The sequence below is a fragment of the Affinundibacterium nitidum genome, from assembly GCF_014284155.1.
Taxonomy (GTDB): Bacteria; Pseudomonadota; Gammaproteobacteria; order Burkholderiales; family Burkholderiaceae_D; genus Undibacterium; species Undibacterium nitidum.
Genome location: NZ_JACOFZ010000005.1, coordinates 65,725 through 88,506 on the forward strand (window position 1 = coordinate 65,725; position 22,782 = coordinate 88,506).

Here is a 22,782-nt window from a genome sequence, read left to right on the forward strand (position 1 = left end):
GTTTGATGGCCACAAAGTTTTACCAAATTGGTTAATTGAATATGAACATCATTTATTACGCAACAGGTGCCGACCCAGAAGTATGGCTGAACGCTTTTAGGCTGTATCTGCCAACTGCCGACATTCGAATTTGGGAAGAGGGTGACACCGCGCCGGCTGATTATGCACTGGTGTGGAAACCTCCTGCGGCGATGTTGCGTGGCCGTACAGATCTGAAAGCGATTTTCAATCTTGGTGCTGGCGTTGATGCGATATTGCAGCTCGGTGAAGCACTTCCTGCTGGCGTACCCTTGATCCGAGTTGATGATGCGGGTATGGGTGTGCAGATGGCGGAATATGTGGCGCATGCGGTCTTGCGTCATTTCCGTCGCTTCGATGAATATCAGTATTCCCAAGATGCGAAACAATGGCAACCATTAGCGCCGCATCGTAAAGAAGAGTTTAGTATTGGCGTGTTAGGCTTGGGTGCATTGGGCCAGCGCATTATTGAAGGCTTGCAGGTATTTGGTTTTCCTTTACTCGGATGGAGTCGTTCACCGAAGAAAATCGACGGTGTTCAGTGCTTTGATGGTGAAGCCGGCTTGAATGCATTTCTGAGCCAAACCAAGGTGCTGGTGTTGATTCTACCTTTGACGAAAGAGACTGAGAATTTATTAGATCAGTCGAAGCTGTCGTTGCTGAAGTCTGACGCATATGTGATTAACGTCGCCCGTGGTGCTCACATTGTTGAAGAAGATTTGTTGAGTTTGATTCAGTCTGGTCATATTGCTGGCGCTACTTTGGACGTATTTCGTGAAGAGCCTTTGCCACCAAGCCATCCATTCTGGCAAGAAAAACGGATACACATCACCCCGCATATTTCAGCATTGACCGTGCGTGATGAAAGTGCAAAACAGATTGCAGGAAAAATCGCCTCGCTTGAGCGTGGGGAAACAGTCGCTGGCTTAGTTGACCAGTTGAAAGGATATTGAAATGGTCGTATTAGCAAAACAAGTGAACCTGCCTTTGCGCGTCAAGATTGTGGAAGTCGGTCCACGTGACGGTTTGCAGAATGAAAAAGAAACCATTTCTGCCGAAGTGAAAATTGAACTCGTCGACCGTTTAACGAAAGCGGGTTTTGCAAATATCGAAGCGGCTTCTTTTGTTTCGCCAAAGTGGGTGCCACAAATGGCCACTTCCACCGAAGTAATGGCAGGTATCACACGCAAGGCAGGTGTCATTTATTCGGCATTGACGCCCAATATGAAAGGCTTCGAAGCAGCGTTAGCCGCTGGCGCAGACGAAGTGGTGATCTTTAGTTCAGCTTCGGAAGCGTTTGCACAGAAAAACATTAATTGTTCGATAGCCGAATCGATAGAACGTTTCCGCGATGTGGCAGCTGCGGCGAAACAGCATGGCATTCGCCTGCGCGGCAGTATCAGTTGTGCGTTTGGTTGCCCCTATCAAGGTCAAGTGACGCCTGAAGAAGTGGCGGCCGTGGTCAAGCTAATGCGCGATTTAGGCTGCGATGAAATCGACATTGCCGACACGATTGGTGTCGGCACACCACGTCATGTGCAGGCAGTGATGCACCGTGTTTCGCAAGAATTCCCTGTTGATCAAATCTCAGGGCATTTTCATGATACATACGGTCAGGCTCTAGCGAATATTTATGCCAGTATGGAAGTTGGCGTCAGTATCTTCCATTCTTCAGTAGCGGGCTTGGGTGGATGTCCATATGCCAAAGGCGCGACGGGCAATGTAGCGACAGAGGACGTGTTGTTCATGATGAATGGTTTAGGTATAGAGACCGGCGTTGATCTCGACCAAGTGGTCGATGCGGGTCAGTTTATTTCCCAGCATCTTGGTCGCAAGGCAGTGAGCCGTGCGGGCAACGCGATTGCCGCCAAGCGCTTAGCTTGAAGCTCGGTGTTGGGTGCGAACTGCGGTGAGTTCTTTGTTTTCTCCACTAACGTATCTCACGCAAGCGCCTAAGTTGGCACCTAAACTGTCCTCTTATTGCGATCCGCAAAAAGGGAAAGATAATAATTTCAATCTTCTTCGTTTTATCGCAGCCTTTGCGGTTCTGTTTGGTCATTGCTACGCCTTGCTCGGGCGTCCTGAGCCATTAGGATCGACTCTCGGTATGAGTATCGGTTCGATCGCGGTCGATATCTTCTTCGTTAGCAGTGGTTTTTTGGTCGGTGCAAGTTTGATTCAGCGTCAAAGTGTGATCGACTATCTCTTGGCGCGATTTCTTCGTATCTTTCCCGCGCTATGGGTGATGTTGTTATTGGTGGTGTTGGTACTTGGTGCTGCATTCAGCAGTAATACTTGGTCAGCGTATTATCAAGACCCCCGCATTCTACAGCACCTCCTTAAGTCAGCTAGCTTAATGACTGGGCTCGACTTCTATTTGCCTGGGGTGTTTGTCAATAATCCGTTTCCTCAAGTCGTCAATGGCTCATTATGGACCATGGTCTACGAGCTTAGTATGTATGGATTATTGCTGTTGATGTGGATCGTGTATCAACTCGGAACTAAACACTTCCCAATCTTCGTGGCGTTTATCTTATCGCTCTTCGCCGGATACTGTGGTTATCAGATCTTGTCTTCCCATTATATTTTGGAGGCAAGGCAACTCGCACATTTGACTCTGATGTTTTTGAGCGGCACTTTGTACTATCTCATTCGTCGATGGATTCCTTTGCATCGTGTCTTCACGGTGATGGCGATGTTGTTTCTTGTATTTTGTCTTGGCTTACACAAGAGTTTTTTCGGATATGCCTATGTGCTTGTGTTGCCGTATCTTGTATTTTCTTTTGCCTATCTTCCATCCGGTTTGATACGCCGATTTAATCGCGGGGGGGATTATTCATACGGTGTTTACATTTATGCTTTTCCAATACAGCAGGCTGTCATTGCTATGATCCCAGGAATTGAAGTTACTCGGTTGTTGTTAATCTCAGGTGTGCTGACTCTCTTTTGCGCTGTTTTTTCCTGGCATTTCATCGAAAAACCAGTGATGGCGCAGCGGTGGAAGTTGCTTAGTTTCTTAAGAACTTTCGCGCCTCGGTAGTCAATTCATTTTTTTACCGTTTGTTTAGGCTTGTTCGTGGCGCGTTTATCGCTACAATAGCGATCACTTTTCGCCCTTTTTTAATGTTGATTCAAGGGCTTTTTTTGACAAGGACAAGATCATGGCAATGGACGTAATTGATTATCAAATTTTCGGTGATGACATGCAGTATGTTGAGGTTGAGTTAGATCCCAATGAATCTGTAGTCGGTGAAGCTGGTTCGATGTTCTATATGGAAGATCAAATCCGCATGGAAACCATTTTTGGTGATGGTTCCGCGTCCAACAGTGGTTTGTTAGGTTCTTTGCTTGGTGCAGGTAAGCGCTTGATCACCGGCGAATCGATGTTCACCACGGTGTATTCAAATCAAGGATCAGGTAAACGCAAAGTCGCGTTTGGTGCGCCTTATCCAGGCCGCATCATTCCTGTTAAGTTAGATCAAATTGGCGGCACTTTGTTGTGCCAAAAAGATGCCTTCTTGTGTGCAGCGAAAGGCGTGTCTTTAGGTATCGCATTCCAAAAACGTCTGGGCGCCGGTTTCTTTGGTGGTGAAGGCTTCATCTTGCAAAAGCTTGAGGGCGATGGCTTAGCTTTTGTGCATGCTGGCGGCGCATTGAAAGAACGTGTTTTGCAACCAGGCGAAACCTTGCGGGTTGATACAGGTTGCGTGGTCGCTTTCACTTCTGATGTTGATTTCGATATCCAATTTGTGGGTGGCGTAAAAACAGCTTTGTTTGGTGGCGAAGGCATTTTCTTTACGACTTTGCGCGGCCCAGGTAAGGTCTGGTTACAGTCCTTGCCACTAGGTCGTATGGCAAATCGTATTGTCGGCGCTTCGAAGATCGGTGGTGGTCAGGGCGCGGAGCAGGGTTCAGTGCTGGGCGGCCTCGGCAACTTGTTTGAACGTGATTAAACCATCACAAAAGCAAAAAAGGCGAACTACGGTTCGCCTTTTTTGTTATACGCTGTTGTTGCTTAATAGTTATACGAGAAACGCAGATTGATACGGTTACTTTGATTGTTCTGATTTGCGCTACTGCGAGTGATGTTCAATATCGTAACGATGCCGTTATTCCAATTCATGTCGGCGCCAAATGCGATTAAAGTGATGCGACGATCAAGTTCATTGGTTGGAATCAGGTACACGGCATCTGGGAAATCGACATAGTTAATTTTCAAACTATTGCGTTTAGCAGTATCTTTCTGCACTTCCATCCGCAAACGTGGAATCAGTTTACCCCAGGGCGTTTCTATCGTCATTTCACTATTGAAACCTACCGTACTACGTTGACTGCGCATTGATTGCTGATGGTAGTGTAAGAGATAGGGCGTTGCTCCCGACTCGGTATAAGGGTCGAGTGAGAGATTCGACAAATCCATTTTGACAAATGGTGAGAACTTGATCATTGCCACATCAAGATCTCCACTCACAGAGCTAGACGAAAATGCTTGTGTGCCATTCCATTCGCCGTATGCGAGAGATCCTGAATTGCTTTCATATCGTTGGTAGCGATTACCAATTCGATTGGCACCTGCGACAAAAGAGAGGCGCATGGCTGGGATCAACTGTGTACTGATGTAACTTGCGATGGTGTTGGCCGATGCTGTCATATTGACGCCCGCTTGTGCTAATTCATTGTGGTCGCGTGCGTAACCGAGCCCAATACCGATCGTGGTACTTGAAGATCCGAAACAGCGGTCTGCACCAGCGCTATAACCCATGGTGGTGTATTTGCTGCCGTCACGACCACGATACGAACCGTAGCTATTGAGTCCAGATACCCATGCGCCAATTTGACCGCAGGTTTTATTGTTACCTGCTTCATCTGATTTAGTGGTGCTGCGACTTTGTGAAGCGATTTCTAGTAGGCGACCATTGAATTGATCAATTTGAACTTGCTCGAAATGCCGGACAACGGCTGTGGTCGCGTTGTGTACGCCAACCACGCTACGATCGATAGAAGGATCAGGGCGAGCGGTGACCGTAATTGCTAACTCCGTAGGAAGTGAGCTGCCCCCCACCGCTTTGGCGATGAACATGAGGCTATCGTTACCGCTGTAATTGGGGCTGGCGGTATAGCTTAGGTTGCTGCCACTGATGCTCACGGTGCCGTGTAGTGGAGTGCTAGCGAGTGCTAGACTAATGCCGGTAAACGTGGGCCCCGTCACATAGCGCGAGAGGTCAATGGTCGCGGTACGACCACTCTCAACGCTCAGGCTCGCTTTGCTGGCGACCGGAGCTGCTGCAGTAACGGCTATACTTACGTCAAAACTCGCGAAAACACCATTACTACCTACAGCTGAAACGCGTAAGCTGTCATTGCCCACGAAATTCGTGCTCGGTGTGTACGACAATCCAATTCCATTCACATTCGCGCTGCCATGTATTGGAGTCGTAGTGATCGTCAAACTTGTCGCACCGGCCAACGCCGGCAGGTTCACGGCATTTGTTTGGCTATTGGCTTGCACAACCAAACTTAAAGGGTTAACTGTGACTGGCCTCACATCGATATTGATTACGGCTGGAGATGAACTACCACTCAGGCCGTTTGCTGCGACGCTGATGCTATCGCTACCAACGAAGCCCGAAGTTGGTGTGTAGATCAGCGTTAAACCATTGACGCTTACCGTTCCGTGACCAGGATTGCCACTGATCGTCAAACTGCTAACCAAGCCAGAAACTGACGGCGTAATAACATTTGCAGAGCTATTGGCATTGACGCTGATATTAGTGGCGGTAATTACGGGCGGTGGTGCTGTAACAGTGATGCTGAGCGTGGCGGCAGTCGATACGCCGCCTGGGCCAAACGCAGTAACACCGATACTGTCCGTACCAACATAACCAACGACAGGCACATACACGATATCCAAACCGTTGACGGCAGCCGAACCATGCGCAGGTGGGGCGGTGATCGTTAAAGTGTTGACGATGCCTGTAATCGGTGGACGTATCGTGTTGTTGGCGCTATTGGCGATCACAGCGGTACTCACAGGTGTAATGACAGGTGCAGGTAAGTTCACGGTGATTGCCAATGTTGTGGCGCTGGAAGTACCGCCGGGGCCAGTCGCGGTTACGCTGATACTGTCTGTTCCTGCATAGTTAGCATTTGGTGTGTAAGAGATCGACATGCCGTTGACGACCGCTGTACCATGACTTGGAGAAGCGACGATATTGAGTGTATTCGCGATCCCAGAAATCGATGGTGTGATGAGATTGCCCGTGGTGTTACCATCGACATTCGTGTTGCTGGTGGCAATACTCGGGGCGCGCGCAACGACGTTGAGTGTCAGTGTGCCTGTGTTTGAAACTCCACCAGGACCGCTGGCGAAGAGAGTGATAGTGTCGGTACCGATGTAACCAGCGGTTGGTGTATAGATGATGTTGAGGCCGTTGACGCTCGCTGTTCCGTGAGAAGGGGTTTGCCTAATCGTGATCGAAGTTGCGGTGCCGGTGATGCTAGGGATGAGTGTGGTTGAGGTGCCATTCGCATCGATATTAGTCGTGCTGGATGTCAAACTTGGCGCCACAGCGGCGACGGTAAGTGAGATGGTAGCGACTGCTGAAGTGCCGCCTGGCCCAGTTGCTGTGTAGTTGATGCTATCCGTGCCAAAATAATTCGTGGCTGGCGTGTAACGTATCGTCGTACCGTTGATGCTAGCGGTACCGTGACTGGGCCCCGACGTAATGTTGACGCTACTGACATCGCCTGAGGTACTCGTCGCGATGCTGTTATTACTGCTATTTTGCAAAACACTTTGTGTGACATTATTCGCATCTGGTGCGCCCGCTGCTACCGTTACAACTAAGGTCGTGCTGTAGGAAACAGTAGCAGAAAAATTGGAGGCGAATACATCAATGTTGAACGTGTAGGTGCCAGCCGCGGTTGGTGTACCCGATAACACCATATGATGACCCGAAGTCGACGGTGGTGGTGCATTGATCGTGGAAATGCTGATACCTGCTGGCGCTGTGCCATTGAGTGTATAAGTATTGTCGATAGTACCTGTACCATTAAAGGTCTGGCTGAAAGACTGCCCTTCAGTCATAGAAATATTGATAGTGGCGGCAGAGTTCAAGGTCGTCTGCGCATGCGCAAAAATCGGTAAAGTGATCAAACCACATAAAAATACTTTAATCACAAACGATAAATTTTTGTTTCTAGATCCACGCTTAAAGCATAGAAACAGAAAAGCATGAAGTGCTTGAATGGGGTTACGGCTCATCACGATGTTTCACTTTCTGTATCGGTTAAACGATTTGATTCATGTCATGATCAACGGCGATATCCCCCAAAATGCTGGTGGCGTAGAGACCATAGTCGACATCAATAGATTTTTTATAATGACAATTTTAGTCGTTTATCGATTGGTTTCGACAGAAACCCAGTTCTAGCAATGCTTTCGGTAGCGAGAAGGCGGTTTATGTGTTCAAAAAAGAGACAGTCGAACAGGCAAATAACGACTTGGTGCCGGAATCCGAACGAGGCTTTCTTAAAGGTAAGAACTCAAGCTGAAGTATTGGTGAGAGTGCATGGTCAAAAGATATAATACGAGTACTAATAAAGTAGTGTGGAGTGGGGTGATGATGGTGACGAAGCTAAATGATGCCAAGTTGTGGGGAATGTTTTTCTCTCTGCTTTTGATGCTGAGTGCTTGTGGTGGAAATTCTGAACAAGCTAAAACGATTCCGCAATTTGCTGCAGCGCCGATGCTTTCGCCGCCAACTGCCGATGAGACTTTTGTGCTTAAAGGACCGCGAAGTAACTTCACCATCACTCGTATCAGTGTCGGTTTTGTGCTCAGTGATAAAGTCGGAAATGAAGGATCCATCACGATCAAGGGTAAAAAGCTGCTTGTGTTCGATGATGTTCGTGTGAATCTTGATATGCGTGATTTCGCCAGCATGGTGACCGCACAAACCTTGGATTCGATAATCGATTTATACGCCGTTTTTTTAACGAGGGTGCCGGACGCCGATGGTTTGGCTTATTGGATCGATCAGTATAACAATGGCTTAACGCTTGATCGGATGGCAGATCACTTTTATCGCGCTGGTTTGCAATATCCAGTACTCACTGGATATTCAAGTAGCTCGAGTAATCGCGATTTTATTTTACAGGTTTATAAGAATGGACTCGGGCGCAAAGACGCGAGTGCACCGACCGTAACAGAATTAGATTACTGGGCCGGGCAGCTGGATAAAGGCCTGGCACGCGGGCGTGCCGCGCGCATGATTCTAACGTCCGCACGTCAATTCCGTAACGATGCACAATGGGGCTGGGTCGTGAAGTTATTGGATGGGCGAAACAAAGTCGCACGCATGTTTGCCGTCGATCAAGGTCTCAATTACTTGAGTGAGACAGATACAATCGGTAAGACCATGACCATATTAAGCTTGGTCACACCCGAAAGTACTTTTCTACCAGAGCGAATGATCCCTACTTCGGAACTGACATTCAGTTTGAACGCGACGCCATTTTATGGATATCTCGCCGAAGTGTGTACACCAGTTGGCAAGCAGAGCTGGGTTCGTGCTCATCTTGATGACGTGTATTTGTGGTACAAAGAAATTGTTGATGTCCCAGTCTCGCCAACGACTCCCGATACAGCATACTTCGATGCATTGCTGGTCAAGAGTAAAGATAAATTTAGTTTCACCGCTTCTCAAGCATCTATCGATGGCTACTTTCAAAGTGGAACCAGTGTCACCTACGGATACACTTTGCTACGGCAAGGAACGCGTTTGCGCGTGGTTTATGTGCAGCCAGGCTCGCCCGCGGATAAAGCGGGCTTGAAACGAGGCGCAACGATTGCTCAGGTGGACGGCACTTCTCTCGCTCAGCCGGCAAATGATGTGCAATACAACGCTTTGTATCCAAGTAAATCAGAGACTCATAGTTTCGATATTGTTGATCCGGGACAAACGCAAGCGCGCACTGTCAGCATGACAGCGATTAATATGTCTAGTTCTCCTGTACTGAATAGCCAGGTGCTTAATGCAGACGGTAAAAAGTATGGCTATATGGTGTTTAACGATCATATCCAGTCAGCTGAGCAACCGTTGATTGATGCGATGACTCAATTCAAGCAAGCCAATGTCGACGAACTGATACTCGATCTCCGCTATAACGGTGGAGGTTACCTCTATATCGCGGATGAAGTGGCCGCAATGATAGGGGGGAGCCGGACGGCCGGTAAAGTTTTCGAACAACTGCAATACAACGAAAAGTATTTTGCCCGCACGAACGCAGGCACAACGATGTTTTACGCCTATGACACTAAAAGCCGTCCATTACCCACACTAAATTTATCGCGCGTTTTCGTTCTGACTGGAAGTCGTACCTGTTCAGCGAGCGAGTCGATCATCAATAGTTTGACGCCCTTTATGGAAGTGATCTTGATCGGTGAAAACACCTGCGGTAAACCTTATGGATTCCGACAAGCCAATAATTGCAGCATGGCCTATTTTGCGATTCAGTTCTCAGGCGTCAATGCGCTAGGTAAGGGCGATTACGTCAATGGTTTTGCACCCCAATGTAAGGTCGCGGACGACCTCGATCATCTGTTAGGCGATACGAGCGAAGCACGCTTGGGTGCCGCCTTGCATTATGCAAAAAATGGCAGTTGTCCAGCAAGTAATGGCTCAGTGAGTGGCCCACCGCCGGGGAAAGTCGAAGCTGATCCTTACCCTTGGCGCAGTATTCGTTTATTGAATTGACGGCAGTGGAGATAAAAAAGGCTAGGTAATCACCTAGCCTTTCTTGTATGTCGACACGCAAATTTTATGGGCCGTCACAGCAAATCTGGCTAGAAGTTCTCGAGCGATAGTCTTCGATGAATTCGTCGAAACTACCGGATTGATTTTGTTCCATCTGTTGTTGCTCGAGCAGCGAATCAGCCGCCAGTTTATCGAAATAGTCGATTACAGCAGGAGTTGGCGGCTGTTGGCGGAAATGTGTCGCCATTGCCACACTTTGTTGTAAGGCGAACTCAGCGTAGGAGTTATTGGCTGTGCGAATTTTCTCGAGTACGCGCGCTGATGGGGTGAGATTTGGATCGCGTAGTTTCGCTGCCTGCAGTTCCAAACTCTCCGTATGTTGATGATGGGTAGCCTGCTGGTCCAACACCTCCGCCAAAATACGGATTTTCTCGATTAATTCTAAGCCCCAATCTTGCAAGGAAACCGACGCGCCATGACGTTGCAATTCTAGACCTGGTTGTCGTCCATACTTGACCGTTTTGGCAAAGTTGGAGAGATTTTCTTGGCCTTCTTCTTGATTTGTACTTGGGCTCTCTTCTAGTGCGCAAAACAGTAAAAACGCATCAAGGAAACGGGATGTGCTGAGGTTGATTCCCAATGGTTCAAAAGGGTCGACATCCATGCAACGGACTTCAATGTATTGAACGCCACGAGAGCACAAGGCTTCAACAGGTCGCTCGCCACTCTTGATAACCCGTTTAGGACGAATCGTCGCGTAAAACTCGTTTTCAATTTGTAGTACGTTTGAATTAATCTGCACCCACTCGCCATCTCTCTTTACGCCCAGCTGTTCATAGGGCGCGTGTGGCTTCCTGACTGCGAGAGAAAGGCTACGCATGTATTCCATGAGAGTGTTGTAGGGTGGCACCAAACCATCTTGTACATTGTTTTGATAGCCCAGATCACTCATGCGCAGGCTAGTTGCATAAGGCAAATAAAGTGTGTCGTCCGATAGGGTCTCTAGGTTATGACTACGACCGCGCAAGAAACTGCTTGAGAGTGCAGGGGAGGCGCCGAATAGATACATGAGCAACCAGCTATAGCGATGGAAGTTGCGAATCAATCCTATATAACTCTCAGATTGAAAATCCATATCGCTACGAGAATCTTTTGCGTCAACTTTTAACAACTTCCATAAATCTTCGGAAAGCGAGTAGTTGTAATGAATGCCCGCAATGCATTGCATACTTTTACCATAGCGAAGAGCTAAGCCACGACGGTAAACATGTTTGATCATGCCAATATGTGAAGTGCCGTACCACGCGATAGGGATATCTTTTTCGTCAGGTAACTGGCAAGGCATGGACTGATTCCATAACATTTCATCGCCAAATTTCGTATACGTGAATCTGTGGATATCGTCTAATTTTTGTAATGCAATCGCAATATCTTGTTCTGCTGGCGTGATAAATTCCAACAGAGATTCAGAATAATCAGTCGTAATCAGCGGATTAGTTAACGCAGAGCCCAGCGCAGGCGGATGTGGCGTTAGTTTCAATTGCCCTTTGCTATCCACTCGTAAGGTTTCGCGCTCTATTCCGCGCAGGCCTTGGCCAAGCAAAGCGAGGTTTGCTTGTGAGGAAATGAGTTGGAGGCGCTGCTGTAGCACCGGGGAATTGGCGTTATTCAAATCAAACATCCTTATCACTGGAATCGGCATCAATTACGTCAGACGCGATAGCATAGCCGAAATTTGAGTTTCGCATATTGTCTTGGATTTTTTCTCTTTGTTTTCAATTAAGTATTGGCTTATGTCATCTACCTGTCACGAAATTTCAGTAGAAAATGTTGGTAAAACTTGCGATGCAAACACGTTTTAAGCGGTGCAGTTGCAGGCGCATGCATAATTTTCCGTAGTGATTCGCATAGTTTGGTTTAAGATCTCGGCTTTGTTGCGGTTTGGTTGAAGGATAGTAATGGCATACGCATGTGGATTGGATTTTGGTACCTCAAATTCCACGGTTGGAGTTTATCAAGACGAACAAATCGTTTTGGCTCAATTAGAGGACGATAAAGTAACGCTGCCTTCGGTCGTGTTTTTCAATGCAGACCTTGACGAAGTAAGCTATGGCCGAGCTGCTTTGACTGATTATCTTGATGGCTACGAAGGGCGTTTAATGCGCTCAATGAAGAGCTTACTGGGGACAGGGCTCATCGAAGGGCATACCGAGGTACAAGGACGACGAATCTCCTACAAGAGCTTATTGGCTCAGTATATTCAAGAGCTCAAGCGTCGTTCTGAAATAAATGTAAAGCAGAGTTTTAAACACGCTGTTTTTGGACGTCCTGTGCATTTTATCGATGATGACCTTAAAGCCGATCAACTCGCGGAAGCGACGCTCAAAGAAATTGCGATCAGTGCAGGCTTTCAAGAAGTGAGTTTTCAATTTGAACCAATTGCAGCAGCGTTAGATTATGAATCTCGCTTAAATCGAGAAGAGTTAGTACTAATTGTTGATATTGGAGGAGGTACATCTGATTTTTCAATTGTGCGTCTATCGCCAGAGCGCAAGCGCTCGACCGATCGGCAGCAGGATATTTTGAGCAATTCAGGTGTCCATATTGGTGGAACAGATTTCGATAAGTATCTCAGCCTACAAAAATTTATGCCGCTTCTTGGCTTAGGTGGAAAGCTGCTTGGCGGAGCTGATATGCCATCAGCAAATTACTTCAACTTAGCAACATGGCATACGATCAATTTGGTCTACGCACAGAAGGTAGTACGCGAAATTCAAGACTTGCAGCACGACATTGCTGATCCTGCATTGCGAGAAGCTTGCGCGAGGTTCTTGTATTTGATTGAAGAGCGAAACGGACATTGGCTGGCGATACAGGCTGAAGATGCGAAGATCAGATTGAGCAGTGAAGCCGTAGTCGAACCCCATTTAGATCGATTGAGAACGAAAGATAAATTGGCTGTCGTTCCACAACTACAAATTGCCGAGCAAGATTTTCGCGCAGCGGTCTCGCCGCTGCTGGACGAGATTTGCAATACGGTCGAGCACAGTTTGCGACAGGCGATGGTGGGCGTTGATGCTATAGACACCATTTATTTCACTGGCGGCGCCAGTGGGGTGAAGGGTTTGCGTCAGAAATTGGCAACACTTTTGCCAAGCGCAAAACAGGTCGATGGCGACATTTTTGGGAGTATAGGCTCTGGCTTAGGCTGGGAAGCCCACCGCCGCTACGCCTGAAGTCCAAAATGGTCTGATTGTCTTCTAGACATGATTGTGTTTTTGCTCTCTCTAAAGTGTTGCACGGCAACTTGCTTGCGATATACTGAAAGAAAAACTTTATGTGAGTTTTACACTCAAATGGGGGCAGCATGTCAGACCATCTTGACGATGACGAGATACTGATCGAGGAAGATCTCGATTCGCAATCACTGGCGAATATTTCTCAGCGTACCTGGAAGATCGCCATTGTCGATGATGATGAAGACGTACACCGCGCCACCGAATTTTCACTACTTGACGTCAAAATCTTGAATCGACGTCTCGAGTTCATTCACACTTACTCCAAAGCAGAAACCCATGAGCGCTTCGCAGTCGAATCCGACATTGCGGTTGTGTTGCTTGACGTGGTGATGGAAACTGAACACGCGGGACTCGATTTAGTTTGTTTTATTCGAGATGAACTGAAATGGCGGGATACACGCATTATCTTGCGGACTGGCCAACCGGGGTATGCGCCGGAAGAAGATGCGATACGTGATTACGATATCAACGACTACAAAACCAAGAATGAACTCACACGTAAGAAACTGCTTACTGCGTTAACTGCAGCAATTCGCTCTTATGATCAATTGCGAACCATCGAGGCAAGTCGTCGTGGCCTACATCAAATCATTACCTCGAGCGCTGCATTTTCAATGCAGGACGGAATTCAAGGTTTTGCCTCTGGTGTGATCACACAAATCGCTGCTTTATGTGGCGTCCCCTCAGAAGGTCTTTTGTGCGCACAGTCAGACGAAAGTGAGCAATCTGAGGGCAACTTCCGCTATAGCGTGATTGCATCTGCAGGCCAATATAAAAACTTGATGAATCGACCTGTTGATGAGATTGATAATCCGGTCATTCGTGATGCCTTGCGTCGAGCCTTAACGGAGCGTGTGTCTCTGTTCGAAGAACACAATATGACTTTGTATTTTTCTGGAAGAGGCAAGCGAGCGATCGCAGCTTTCATTGAACTTCCTTATGCGCTCTCGGATATCGATCATCAATTGTTGGAAGTGTTTTGCGCCAATCTTGGCGTGTGTCTCGACAATTTAGGCTTGGTTAGTCAATTAAAGAATTATGCTTTCCGCGATCAGCTCTTAATGCTGCCTAATCGTCTCAAATTTATCGAGAAAATTGGTGCTGCAATCGACACTGCACTTGGACATCAGATGGTGGTCTTGATTGATATCGATGACTTTGCTGAGATTAATGATGTACTCGGTCATCGTTATGGTGACTTATTATTGCGAGCGGTCGCCAATCGTTTGCAGCAGTCACTAGGATCCTCCGTGTTCCTCGCGAGAATCGGTGGTGACGTGTTCGGACTATTGGGCGACGAAAGGACCTTGAAACCAGAAGCCCTGATGCGCTTATTTCATGATCCTTTCGTTATTGATGACACATCCCATAACGTTTCGATGTCGATGGGAATGGTTGCGCTCGATAATAACCAACAGACTGGCGCAGATGTTCTGAAGGACGCCAGTATCGCCCTCAAACGAACGAAGGGCTTCCAGCGTGGTTCATATACCTTGTTTACGCGGGAGATGGGGGTAGAGATTCGTGAACGCTCCTTGTTGATGCAGCATCTGCACAAAGCTTTTGACGCGGAACGTTTGTATTTGATGTACCAACCTCAAATCGAATTAAGTACGCGCAAAGTCGTTGGGTTTGAGGCCTTATTGCGCTGGCGTACGGATGAAGGGAAAATGATTTCGCCTACAGAGTTTATTCCATTGGCGGAACATTCAGGTTTGATTATTAGTCTTGGAGCATGGGTCTTACGTACCTCTTGTTTCACCATGCGACAACTGCTCGATGATGGATACCAACTTGATCGGATGGGAGTGAATGTTTCTGCGATTCAGTTCCGACAAGCGGATTTTATGCAATTGGTTAGCAATGCGCTGCGTGATAGCGGCTTAGAGCCGCATTACCTTGAATTAGAGATTACTGAGTCGGTTACCATGAATGGTGCCGCTGACTTTGAAGAGACGCTTGATAAGCTAAAGTCTATTGGCGTCCAGATTGCAATTGATGATTTCGGCACAGGATTTTCCTCACTGAGCTATCTTGATAAATTGCCTGTAGACCGCTTGAAGATCGATCGCGCTTTCGTTAACCAAATTGATCACCAAGGCGGCCCAAGAATCGCCGAGCTGATCACTCAATTGGGTAAGAAGTTAGGACTGAAAGTGATCGCAGAAGGAATCGAAACGCAGGCGCATTATGAAGCCCTACAAGCGATGCACTGTGATGAAGGGCAAGGCTTCTTGATCGCACGCCCTATGTTGGAAAGTGCGATTGCTTCTTGGATGACGGAGTGGAAATAAGCTTGTTGTTCGCTTATTTTTTCTGACCACGATAAGCGAGATAGCCTTTCGCCCGGAGTTCGCAGGCCGGGCAAGTGCCACAGCCATAACCCCATTCATGGAGTTGGCCCCGTTGTCCTAAATAGCAGGTGTGCGTATCTTCTCGAATCAGATTGACTAAAGCCTCGCCCCCGAGTTTTTCGGCTAAATTCCAAGTGCCGGCTTTGTCTATCCACATCAGCGGCGTTTCCAGACGCATACGAGTATCTAGTCCCAAATTGATTGCGACTTGTAGTGCCTTCATGCTGTCGTCACGACAATCTGGGTAGCCAGAGAAATCAGTCTCACACATACCTCCAACCAGCACACTTAAATTGCGGCGATACGCAAGTGTGGCCGCAGTGAGCATGAACATTAAATTACGTCCAGGTACAAAAGTATTGGGTAGACCATTTGCTTGCATCTGAATCGCGATGTCTTCGGTCATTGCAGTATGGGATAGTTGCGAGATAAGACCAAGATCAATCATATGGTCTTCCCCTAAACGGCCATTCCATTCGGATTGAAGATGGCGAATTTTTGCCAAAAGATGTGGGCGCATTTCTAACTCGATCGCATGGCGTTGGCCGTAATGGAAACCAATCGTCTCTACATGTGAAAAATGATGTAATGCCCATGCCAGGCAAGTCGTCGAATCTTGACCACCACTAAAGAGGACTAGTGCGCGACCATTGTTTGTTGTGTGAGTCATAGTTGCAAAGTTAAAGTTGACTAAATTGGTTTCGGAACCAGTGGTGTGCTAGAGCTTTTGAATGCGACTTATTTTCTGTTCGATACGATCGCCATTGGCGTCGATAAAGTTGATGCGCACTGGATAGTAGTCGAACGCGGGTGCTAACCACAATTCTAGCTGTTGTCCGGGCGAGTCGACAGGTGGTGCTCGTAAAATATGCACTACGTCTAGGTCGCCCAAATCAGTGTGTATGCGCATCTGATCTTTAATTGTAAATATCCACGGATCAGCATCGTGAACGCCAGCGACGATCATTTTCCACTCTTGGCCATTGCTCAATTTACTGCCTGCTTGTCGAGCCAGAGTGACCACCTGCCAAGTGACGCTTAATCGATCTTGTTCACCTCCACGCAGCGCTAGATCAGGTTCTCCACCTGAGAACTTAATCAATTTTGCTTGGCGTTCAAAAATGGTTTTCGTTTGCTCGCGTCGAAAACGCTTTTCTACAAATTGTTCTGGTACTAGTCCTGATTCATTGATCGTGCCCTTACTGCTGCTCGTCAATATCTTGCCGAATAAAGTGACGCTGGTTTCGGAAAGTAAGTCATAGTTTTTGGTGTTGTTTACCCCATCGTTGATTTTCCAGGTGATTTTCGCCTCACCACTTACCGGAATACCTTTTTGGCTAGACTTAATTTTGTAGATCAGTTCAGCAGATGGCGCAAGGTTGATACCATTTGCAAGGCAACTTGTGGAAAACAAGGCACAAAGAAAAAAACAAATGCATCGATATGCAGAGCGCGAGATAACGAAGTTGCTCATGAGCTTACTGTGGCCTTACTTGTTTTTGTCTGAGTTCGACGACATTCTGTGTTGTGACGGTGCCGCTACTCTCGGTATTGCGAATCTGCACTGGATACCATGCTTTGGTGGGGGCGAGCCATACTTCTAAGCTGGAATTATAGGAGCCCGGACGAGGCGGTCGAATAAGGTGGATCGTATCGAGCTTTCCTGTTTCTGGCTCTAATTTGCTATCAATTTTTTCCTCGCCGACGACAGTAAAAGTAAACATATGTGCATCGCGACCTTCAGCCACTTGAATATTGATTTCTTTCCCGACGCTCAATTGTTTAGAGTCGGAGTTGCCAAGGGCGGCCAATTGAAACAGTACACTAACCGCATCTTGTGCGCCGTTCTCCATTGCCACCGTTTTATTGGAGGAGGAAAAAGTAATTGTTTTCTCTTCCGGATTGAAATGTATGGAAGTCATCGCTCGATTGCGTCGTGTATCGGTGCTGAGTTTTGGCACTAAACCTTGGGCGTCGATACTACCCTCGCTATTAATTTGCAACAAATTGACAGTTGTTAGTAATAAATCGATACCGACTTGTACCGATGCAGAATAGCTTCCACCATCAGTATTCCAACTTATACTGCCAACGCCTTGGGTAGGGCTGCCGTTGACTTTGGTGTAGCTAACTTCCATTTTCATCTCGGCTGAGGGCGGAAGGCGCAGACTAAATGGCGTGGTCGCCGAGCTGGTGTCAACATTCTCGATAACGGTCTCCACGATTGGATCTGAAGTTTTCTCTGTTATCTCATTGTCTGCAGGTGGCTTACTTTCGGTTTTTTTCGAATCTACTTCAACCGTATTTGCTCTATTTGCCCTGATTTGTTTCGAGACAGGAGCTCTTTTTGGTACTTGAGTGGCTTCTGTTTTCTTATTTTCAACGGCACTGGTTTCCGCTTGGAGTCGTACCGCTAAGGGCAAGGAGTTTTTTTCCACTTTTTTCGCCGACCAGTCTTTCCAGCCTGCTGATTCAAAAAAAATGAGATGCACAAGCACCGTTGCGCATAGAAAAGCGACGGTTCTCAGTAATTTTGATTTGAAATTCAGGTGCTGATTAAAAAAAGACGAGTTCATAACCGTAGTGTAATCGTTCTGGGTTATTCTTGCGATAAGCATACCTATATCCGCACTTTGGATTGCAACGTGACTTGTAGTGATAAATGTATGCCGAAAGCGTAGAAAAGCCCTATTTCTATGAAAATCTGATTGAGAGCTTGGAGGAGTTGCATGCAAAACCCTTTTCAACCTGGTGCTGATGCCCAATCGGCGATGAATGATCCGCTTAACTTTATTCGCAAGTTGTGGGGCGACATGCAACTTCCGGGAATGGTGACGCCGACGATTTCTGTCGATGAACTTGATAAACAAATCAAGGACTTGAAGACGGTCGAATCGTGGCTAAATGTCAATATGAACATGCTACGGGGGACGATACAGGCATTGGAAGTTCAGAGAGCAACCATTACCGCATTGAAAGCAATGGGGGAAAGTTTCGCGCAAAGTGCCGGAACCCGTCCAGCCTCATCAGCGACAGAGTCAGATAATCAACATGCGCAATGGCCGATGCACCAAAATGCAGGGGCTGTTAGCGAGGCGCAAGCCGATGTAGAGAATCAAATTGGCGATGACGACGAGGAAGATGAAATTGCTAATGCATCCGATGCGAAAAAGGATGCTCCTTCCACCAAGGCACAAGCATCGACGCCGAACGAGGAAATGAGCGACGCTCCCAATGCTTATTCAAGTCCTGCTGCTTGGTGGAATGTGTTGCAAGATCAATTCAAGCAAGCCTTAGGCAATGCACTTAAAGACGAGCCAGTTGGCGAAGTAGAGAAGCCAAAGTCAAAGCCCAGCAAAAGCAAAGCACCTGCCAGCCGCACTACCGCCAAAGCCAAAGCTCCGGTTGCAACGGCAAAAAGTGCAAGGGCAAAAAGTGACCAGGCCACGAAGGGTAATATAAAAGCAAGCGCGAAGAAGCCAGCTACGAAAGTAACGTCGAGCCGAGTAACAAAAAATGGGGTGAAGCGTTAACAGGTTCTTTGCGCCTGTGAGAGAGAGGGAGTCGCCGACAATGCGACTCCTCTGATAGATTTGATGTCAGGCACTACTCGTAGGATTTATTTGCCTAAGGCTTTTTCAATATCCGCAACGAGACCTTTGTCATCAGGTGTGGTAGTGCTTGCGTAAGAAGCGAGTACCTTACCATTACGATCGATCAAATATTTGTAGAAATTCCACTTAGGTGTAGTGCCTGTTGCTTTGATCAACTGGGCATACAAGGGATTAACGGCCTCACCTTTGACAGATGATTTAGCAAACATAGGGAATTTCACCCCATAGGTGTTGTAGCAAAAATCCGCAATTTCTTTGCTTGAGCCTGGTTCTTGTTGGCCGAAATCATTGGATGGAAAACCTAAGACCACAAGGCCGCGTTGTTGATATTTTGCATACAAGGCTTCCAAGCCTTCGTATTGTTTGGTGAAGCCGCAATAACTGGCGGTATTGACCACAAGCGCCACTTTACCCTTGTATTGGCATAGGTTTTGTGGGGCATCGTCTTGCAGACGATTAAAGCTGTGCTTGAGAACTTCAGGACATGCATCGCTCGTTTGTGCCATAGCATTTCCAGAAAGACCGACGATAAACATAGTGAGCAGTCCGAGACATTGTTTTTTGAAAGACATATTGACCCCCTCGTGATTAGAGTTCCGATCTTAACGTAAAATGTTGATCTTTGCAGATCACTCAACAGTTCATCGTTTTAGGGCCATTGTCCCGGTCTGGAAGTGATCTAATTTCTTCATTGTTGCATCCCGCCCGAGAGTAAGTTATGCCGAAGTTCGAACAAAAAATGTGTAGCCGCGAAGAACTGAGTGAGCGAGTTAAGCTGTTGCCTAAACCAGTGGTATTGACCAATGGCGTCTTTGATCTTTTGCATCGTGGTCATGTGACCTATCTCGCTCAGGCGAGAGAACTAGGTGCTTCCTTAGTCCTCGCAGTCAATACTGACGCCTCAGTTAAGCGTCTAGGGAAGGGCGACGATAGACCTATTAATGCCTGTGAAGACAGAATGGCCGTGCTCGCCGCTTTGGCTGCGGTCGATTTGGTTGTGCCTTTTGACGACGATACCGCATTGCAAACGGTGGAAATAGCACGTCCCGATATCTACGTGAAAGGTGGCGATTATGATATGCATAGCATCCCAGAAGGCAAGGCGGTTTTAGCTTATGGAGGGCGAGTAGCAGCGATTGAGTTCGAACATGATAGATCGACTACTAAGACTTTGCTAAAGATGCGCTCCACCTCAAGTTAACTGTGGTAGAACAGAAAAATTTACGTGTAAAAGCATGACAAAACCTTTGGGCGGCTAGTGGCTTCGGGTAGAATTAAACGCTGAAACACTCACTTCCGAACCCGGTTTTGCAGGCGTAATGCCGTAAATAAAAAGTCGATATGGATCAGGTCAAAGCAATGCTCGCAAGTTTGCGAGAAAATTATCTGCGCGATTTACCCGGTCATATCGATGAAATCGAGCAGATTCTGCTCGAGCTAGAAAGAGAAGGTTTCGAACTCAGTATGTGCCGCGAGCTCTATCGTCAAGTGCATACATTAAAGGGTAGTGGTGGTACCTATGGCCTCGATTTTCTGAGCGATATCTGTCATCCATTTGAAGACTTACTCAGCGCGATTATCGAAACGCCGATGTTGACCAAGCAAGGTGCGATAGAACTCGGTTTGAAATATGTCGACCTGATGCGCAAGACTTGTTTTGTGTACTCGATGGATTCCGAACCAAGTGCCGACCTGAAATTAAATCTACATGCATTGCGTCAAACAGCGACGAAGAACTCGCACTCGGCGCTGATTGTCGAAGGCTCGGAAGTGGTACTCGGAATGATCAAAGATGCCTTAAAAGACTATGGATGTCGTGTTGAAGTTGCTCGAGATGGATATGCTGCTCTGGGGCGAATGTTATCGGAACCTTTTGATCTCTTAATCACGGGTCTCGAAAACAAGCGCTTAAACGGATTGGCGCTGATAAGTGCGGTGCAAAAATCTGGTTCTCGTAGTGGCAAGACCAAGACCATTTTGTTGACGACCAATCCTTTAACGAGCAATGCTGACTTGCCAGACTATGTGGTCAGGAAAAATGCAGAACTCAAAGTCCATTTCCGACAGATTGTCGATGAAATTTTCTTAAATGCGAAAAAAGCTCCGCCACCGTAAAGCAACAGTATTTAAACGTGTTGTTTTCCGTATTGTTCTATAGCACCAGCGATAGATTCCAGCGGTAAAATTTTATCAATAGCCCCCAGTTTGACAGCTTCTTTTGGCATTCCATAGACCACACAAGTCTTCTCGTCTTGCGCTATCGTTTCGGCACCTGCCTCATGCATCTCACGTATGCCATGAGCACCGTCATCTCCCATCCCAGTCATGATGATGCCAAACGCATTTCGTCCCGCGCATTTGGCAACCGATCGAAACAACACATCGACTGACGGGCGATGTCGATTGACTGGAGGCGCATCGAGAATTTCCACGTGATACTGCGCACCACTACGTTTCACTTGCATATGTCGTCCACCAGGTGCGACCAAGGCGCGACCAGGAATTACACGGTCGCCATTTTGCGCCTCTAAGACCTCAATTTCGCAAATTTTGTTGAGGCGATCGGCGAAAGCAGCGGTAAATTTCTCAGGCATGTGCTGAACGATGACAATACCTGGAGCGGTGCGCGAAAGACGAGTCAGCACTTGTTCTAAGGCTTGTGTTCCGCCTGTTGAAGTGCCAATGGCGACGAGTTGATCGGTCGTCGTTGACATGGCTGAACTTGACGTGTGGGCAGCTTCATGTGCTGGCATGACTTCATCGATCTTGAGTTTCGGTGGAATCGCTGTTGGCATGTTGGTCATCGCCCTGAGCCGCCGCATATCAGCAACAGCTGCACTCTTTACTGCTTGGATGATGTCGCCCGCATCCATTTCAAGGAAGGTCTTAAGACCTGCTTTAGGCTTGGTCACAATGGTTACCGCGCCGGCCGCTAGTGCTTGCATACTTGTCGCCGCACCCTTTTCGGTGAGGGTGGAGCAAATGACCACTGGTGTCGGCCTGATCGACATAATTTTCTTCAGAAAAGTTATGCCATCCATACGCGGCATTTCCACATCTAACACGATGACGTCGGGCCAGTTGGAATTCATTTTATCCATCGCAAAGATAGGATCTGACGCGGCAGCGATCACGTCGATACAAGATTCTTTACTCAGTAGAGCGGTGAGTACTTGTCGTACCACCGCCGAATCGTCAACTACCATCACTTTGATTTTATCGCTCATTCTTCAAGTACCCGATCCACGTGTTTAACCCAGACATCGCCCGACCAAAGGTCGAACATAATATTGCGATGTCCGTTTCCACCGAGGTGTTCAGATTTAATTTTGAAGCCATGTTGTGCCAAGAGCTCTCGGCCGATGGCAACATTTTGTTCGGATACTGAAAATACTCGTCTATCTTGGCCAGGAAATTGATTGCCTCCTCCAAAAATTTTGACTTCGTAGTCGTGCGCCGAGGTATTTGTTTTTCGAATTTCTTGCATAAATAAGTGAATCGTATCTTCAGCGTATTTACCGTCTAACTCATGGCCGTTTGTATGACGTTTGTTCTTAGGAAGCATGTAATGGCACATACCACCAATGTGCTTTTTAGGATGCCACATCGTAATAGAGACACATGACCCGAGAATCGTACGTATGCGGGTTTCTCGATCACCAAAATAGAATTCTCCGGGCTGGAGAAAAATATCAATATAAAATCCTGGTTCGCTCATTACGTCGTGCCTTCTATAAAA

The 22,782-nt window shown here is 47.2% G+C and carries 18 protein-coding genes; 10 read left to right on the forward strand and 8 right to left on the reverse strand.

The genetic code is table 11. The features are described from left to right. The first annotated feature begins 41 nt into the window (after positions 1-41). The 4 genes from H8K36_RS13325 (at position 42) to H8K36_RS13340 (ending at position 3,971) form a co-directional block, all read left to right on the forward strand. The gene (locus H8K36_RS13325) at positions 42-971 is read left to right on the forward strand and encodes a 2-hydroxyacid dehydrogenase (RefSeq protein WP_186916990.1); all 930 of its coding nucleotides are present in this window, start codon (positions 42-44) and stop codon (positions 969-971) included. A 22-nt stretch (positions 972-993) separates the two neighbouring features. Further along, a complete protein-coding gene (locus H8K36_RS13330) occupies positions 994-1,902 on the forward strand; it encodes a hydroxymethylglutaryl-CoA lyase (protein WP_186917152.1) in 909 nt (302 codons plus the stop codon). Between the two features lie 34 nt (positions 1,903-1,936). Continuing rightward, positions 1,937-3,058: an acyltransferase family protein gene (locus H8K36_RS13335; RefSeq protein ID WP_186916991.1), complete on the forward strand. Its 1,122-nt coding sequence runs from the start codon at positions 1,937-1,939 to the stop codon at positions 3,056-3,058. 121 nt (positions 3,059-3,179) lie between these two features. After that, complete coding sequence (locus H8K36_RS13340) at positions 3,180-3,971, forward strand: TIGR00266 family protein (protein WP_186916992.1); 792 nt, start codon at positions 3,180-3,182, stop codon at positions 3,969-3,971. A gap of 62 nt (positions 3,972-4,033) precedes the next feature. Here H8K36_RS13340 and H8K36_RS13345 read toward each other — a convergent pair whose 3' ends face one another. Continuing rightward, the gene (locus tag H8K36_RS13345) at positions 4,034-7,282 is read right to left on the reverse strand and encodes an Ig-like domain-containing protein (RefSeq protein WP_186916993.1); all 3,249 of its coding nucleotides are present in this window, start codon (positions 7,280-7,282) and stop codon (positions 4,034-4,036) included. A gap of 307 nt (positions 7,283-7,589) precedes the next feature. Here H8K36_RS13345 and H8K36_RS13350 point away from each other — a divergent pair, with 307 nt between their 5' ends. Continuing rightward, positions 7,590-9,776, forward strand: coding sequence for a S41 family peptidase (locus tag H8K36_RS13350; protein WP_186916994.1), 2,187 nt, complete (start codon positions 7,590-7,592; stop codon positions 9,774-9,776). 64 nt (positions 9,777-9,840) lie between these two features. Here the strand turns inward: H8K36_RS13350 and gshA are convergent, their stop codons facing one another. Further along, positions 9,841-11,457: a glutamate--cysteine ligase gene (gshA, locus tag H8K36_RS13355; RefSeq protein ID WP_186917153.1), complete on the reverse strand. Its 1,617-nt coding sequence runs from the start codon at positions 11,455-11,457 to the stop codon at positions 9,841-9,843. A gap of 277 nt (positions 11,458-11,734) precedes the next feature. On the opposite strand from gshA, the gene H8K36_RS13360 reads away from it, so the two are divergent. Next, positions 11,735-13,012, forward strand: coding sequence for an Hsp70 family protein (locus tag H8K36_RS13360; RefSeq protein ID WP_186916995.1), 1,278 nt, complete (start codon positions 11,735-11,737; stop codon positions 13,010-13,012). Between the two features lie 131 nt (positions 13,013-13,143). Next, positions 13,144-15,369, forward strand: coding sequence for a bifunctional diguanylate cyclase/phosphodiesterase (locus H8K36_RS13365; RefSeq protein WP_186916996.1), 2,226 nt, complete (start codon positions 13,144-13,146; stop codon positions 15,367-15,369). 13 nt (positions 15,370-15,382) lie between these two features. Here H8K36_RS13365 and queC read toward each other — a convergent pair whose 3' ends face one another. The 3 genes from queC to H8K36_RS13380 are packed head-to-tail and all read right to left on the reverse strand — an operon-like array spanning position 15,383 to position 17,867. Next, entirely contained in the window at positions 15,383-16,099 is a 717-nt protein-coding gene (gene queC, locus H8K36_RS13370; RefSeq protein WP_186916997.1) for a 7-cyano-7-deazaguanine synthase QueC, read from the reverse strand. A gap of 48 nt (positions 16,100-16,147) precedes the next feature. Then, entirely contained in the window at positions 16,148-16,903 is a 756-nt protein-coding gene (locus tag H8K36_RS13375; protein WP_186916998.1) for a DUF3108 domain-containing protein, read from the reverse strand. Positions 16,904-16,907: 4 nt separating this feature from the next. Next, a complete protein-coding gene (locus H8K36_RS13380; protein WP_186916999.1) occupies positions 16,908-17,867 on the reverse strand; it encodes a DUF3108 domain-containing protein in 960 nt (319 codons plus the stop codon). Positions 17,868-18,158: 291 nt separating this feature from the next. Here H8K36_RS13380 and H8K36_RS13385 point away from each other — a divergent pair, with 291 nt between their 5' ends. Then, positions 18,159-18,962: a PhaM family polyhydroxyalkanoate granule multifunctional regulatory protein gene (locus H8K36_RS13385; RefSeq protein ID WP_186917000.1), complete on the forward strand. Its 804-nt coding sequence runs from the start codon at positions 18,159-18,161 to the stop codon at positions 18,960-18,962. 86 nt (positions 18,963-19,048) lie between these two features. Here H8K36_RS13385 and H8K36_RS13390 read toward each other — a convergent pair whose 3' ends face one another. Then, a complete protein-coding gene (locus H8K36_RS13390) occupies positions 19,049-19,579 on the reverse strand; it encodes a glutathione peroxidase (RefSeq protein WP_230404647.1) in 531 nt (176 codons plus the stop codon). 182 nt (positions 19,580-19,761) lie between these two features. On the opposite strand from H8K36_RS13390, the gene rfaE2 reads away from it, so the two are divergent. Next, positions 19,762-20,244 carry a D-glycero-beta-D-manno-heptose 1-phosphate adenylyltransferase gene (gene rfaE2 / locus H8K36_RS13395; protein WP_186917001.1) on the forward strand — a complete coding sequence of 161 codons (483 nt, stop codon included), beginning with the start codon at positions 19,762-19,764 and terminating at the stop codon, positions 20,242-20,244. Between the two features lie 140 nt (positions 20,245-20,384). Beyond that, positions 20,385-21,158, forward strand: a complete 774-nt coding sequence (locus H8K36_RS13400; protein ID WP_186917002.1) for an Hpt domain-containing protein — start codon at positions 20,385-20,387, stop codon at positions 21,156-21,158. 11 nt (positions 21,159-21,169) lie between these two features. On the opposite strand, the gene H8K36_RS13405 is transcribed toward H8K36_RS13400, so the two are convergent. Both H8K36_RS13405 and H8K36_RS13410 read right to left on the reverse strand, forming a co-directional pair. Further along, on the reverse strand, positions 21,170-22,270 hold the full coding sequence (locus H8K36_RS13405; RefSeq protein WP_186917003.1) for a protein-glutamate methylesterase/protein-glutamine glutaminase: 1,101 nt from the start codon (positions 22,268-22,270) through the stop codon (positions 21,170-21,172). Beyond that, positions 22,267-22,761 (reverse strand): chemotaxis protein CheD, encoded by a 495-nt coding sequence (locus H8K36_RS13410; RefSeq protein WP_186917004.1) that lies wholly within the window; start codon positions 22,759-22,761, stop codon positions 22,267-22,269. Before H8K36_RS13410 ends, H8K36_RS13405 begins: the two co-directional genes overlap by 4 nt. Positions 22,762-22,782: the final 21 nt, after the last annotated feature.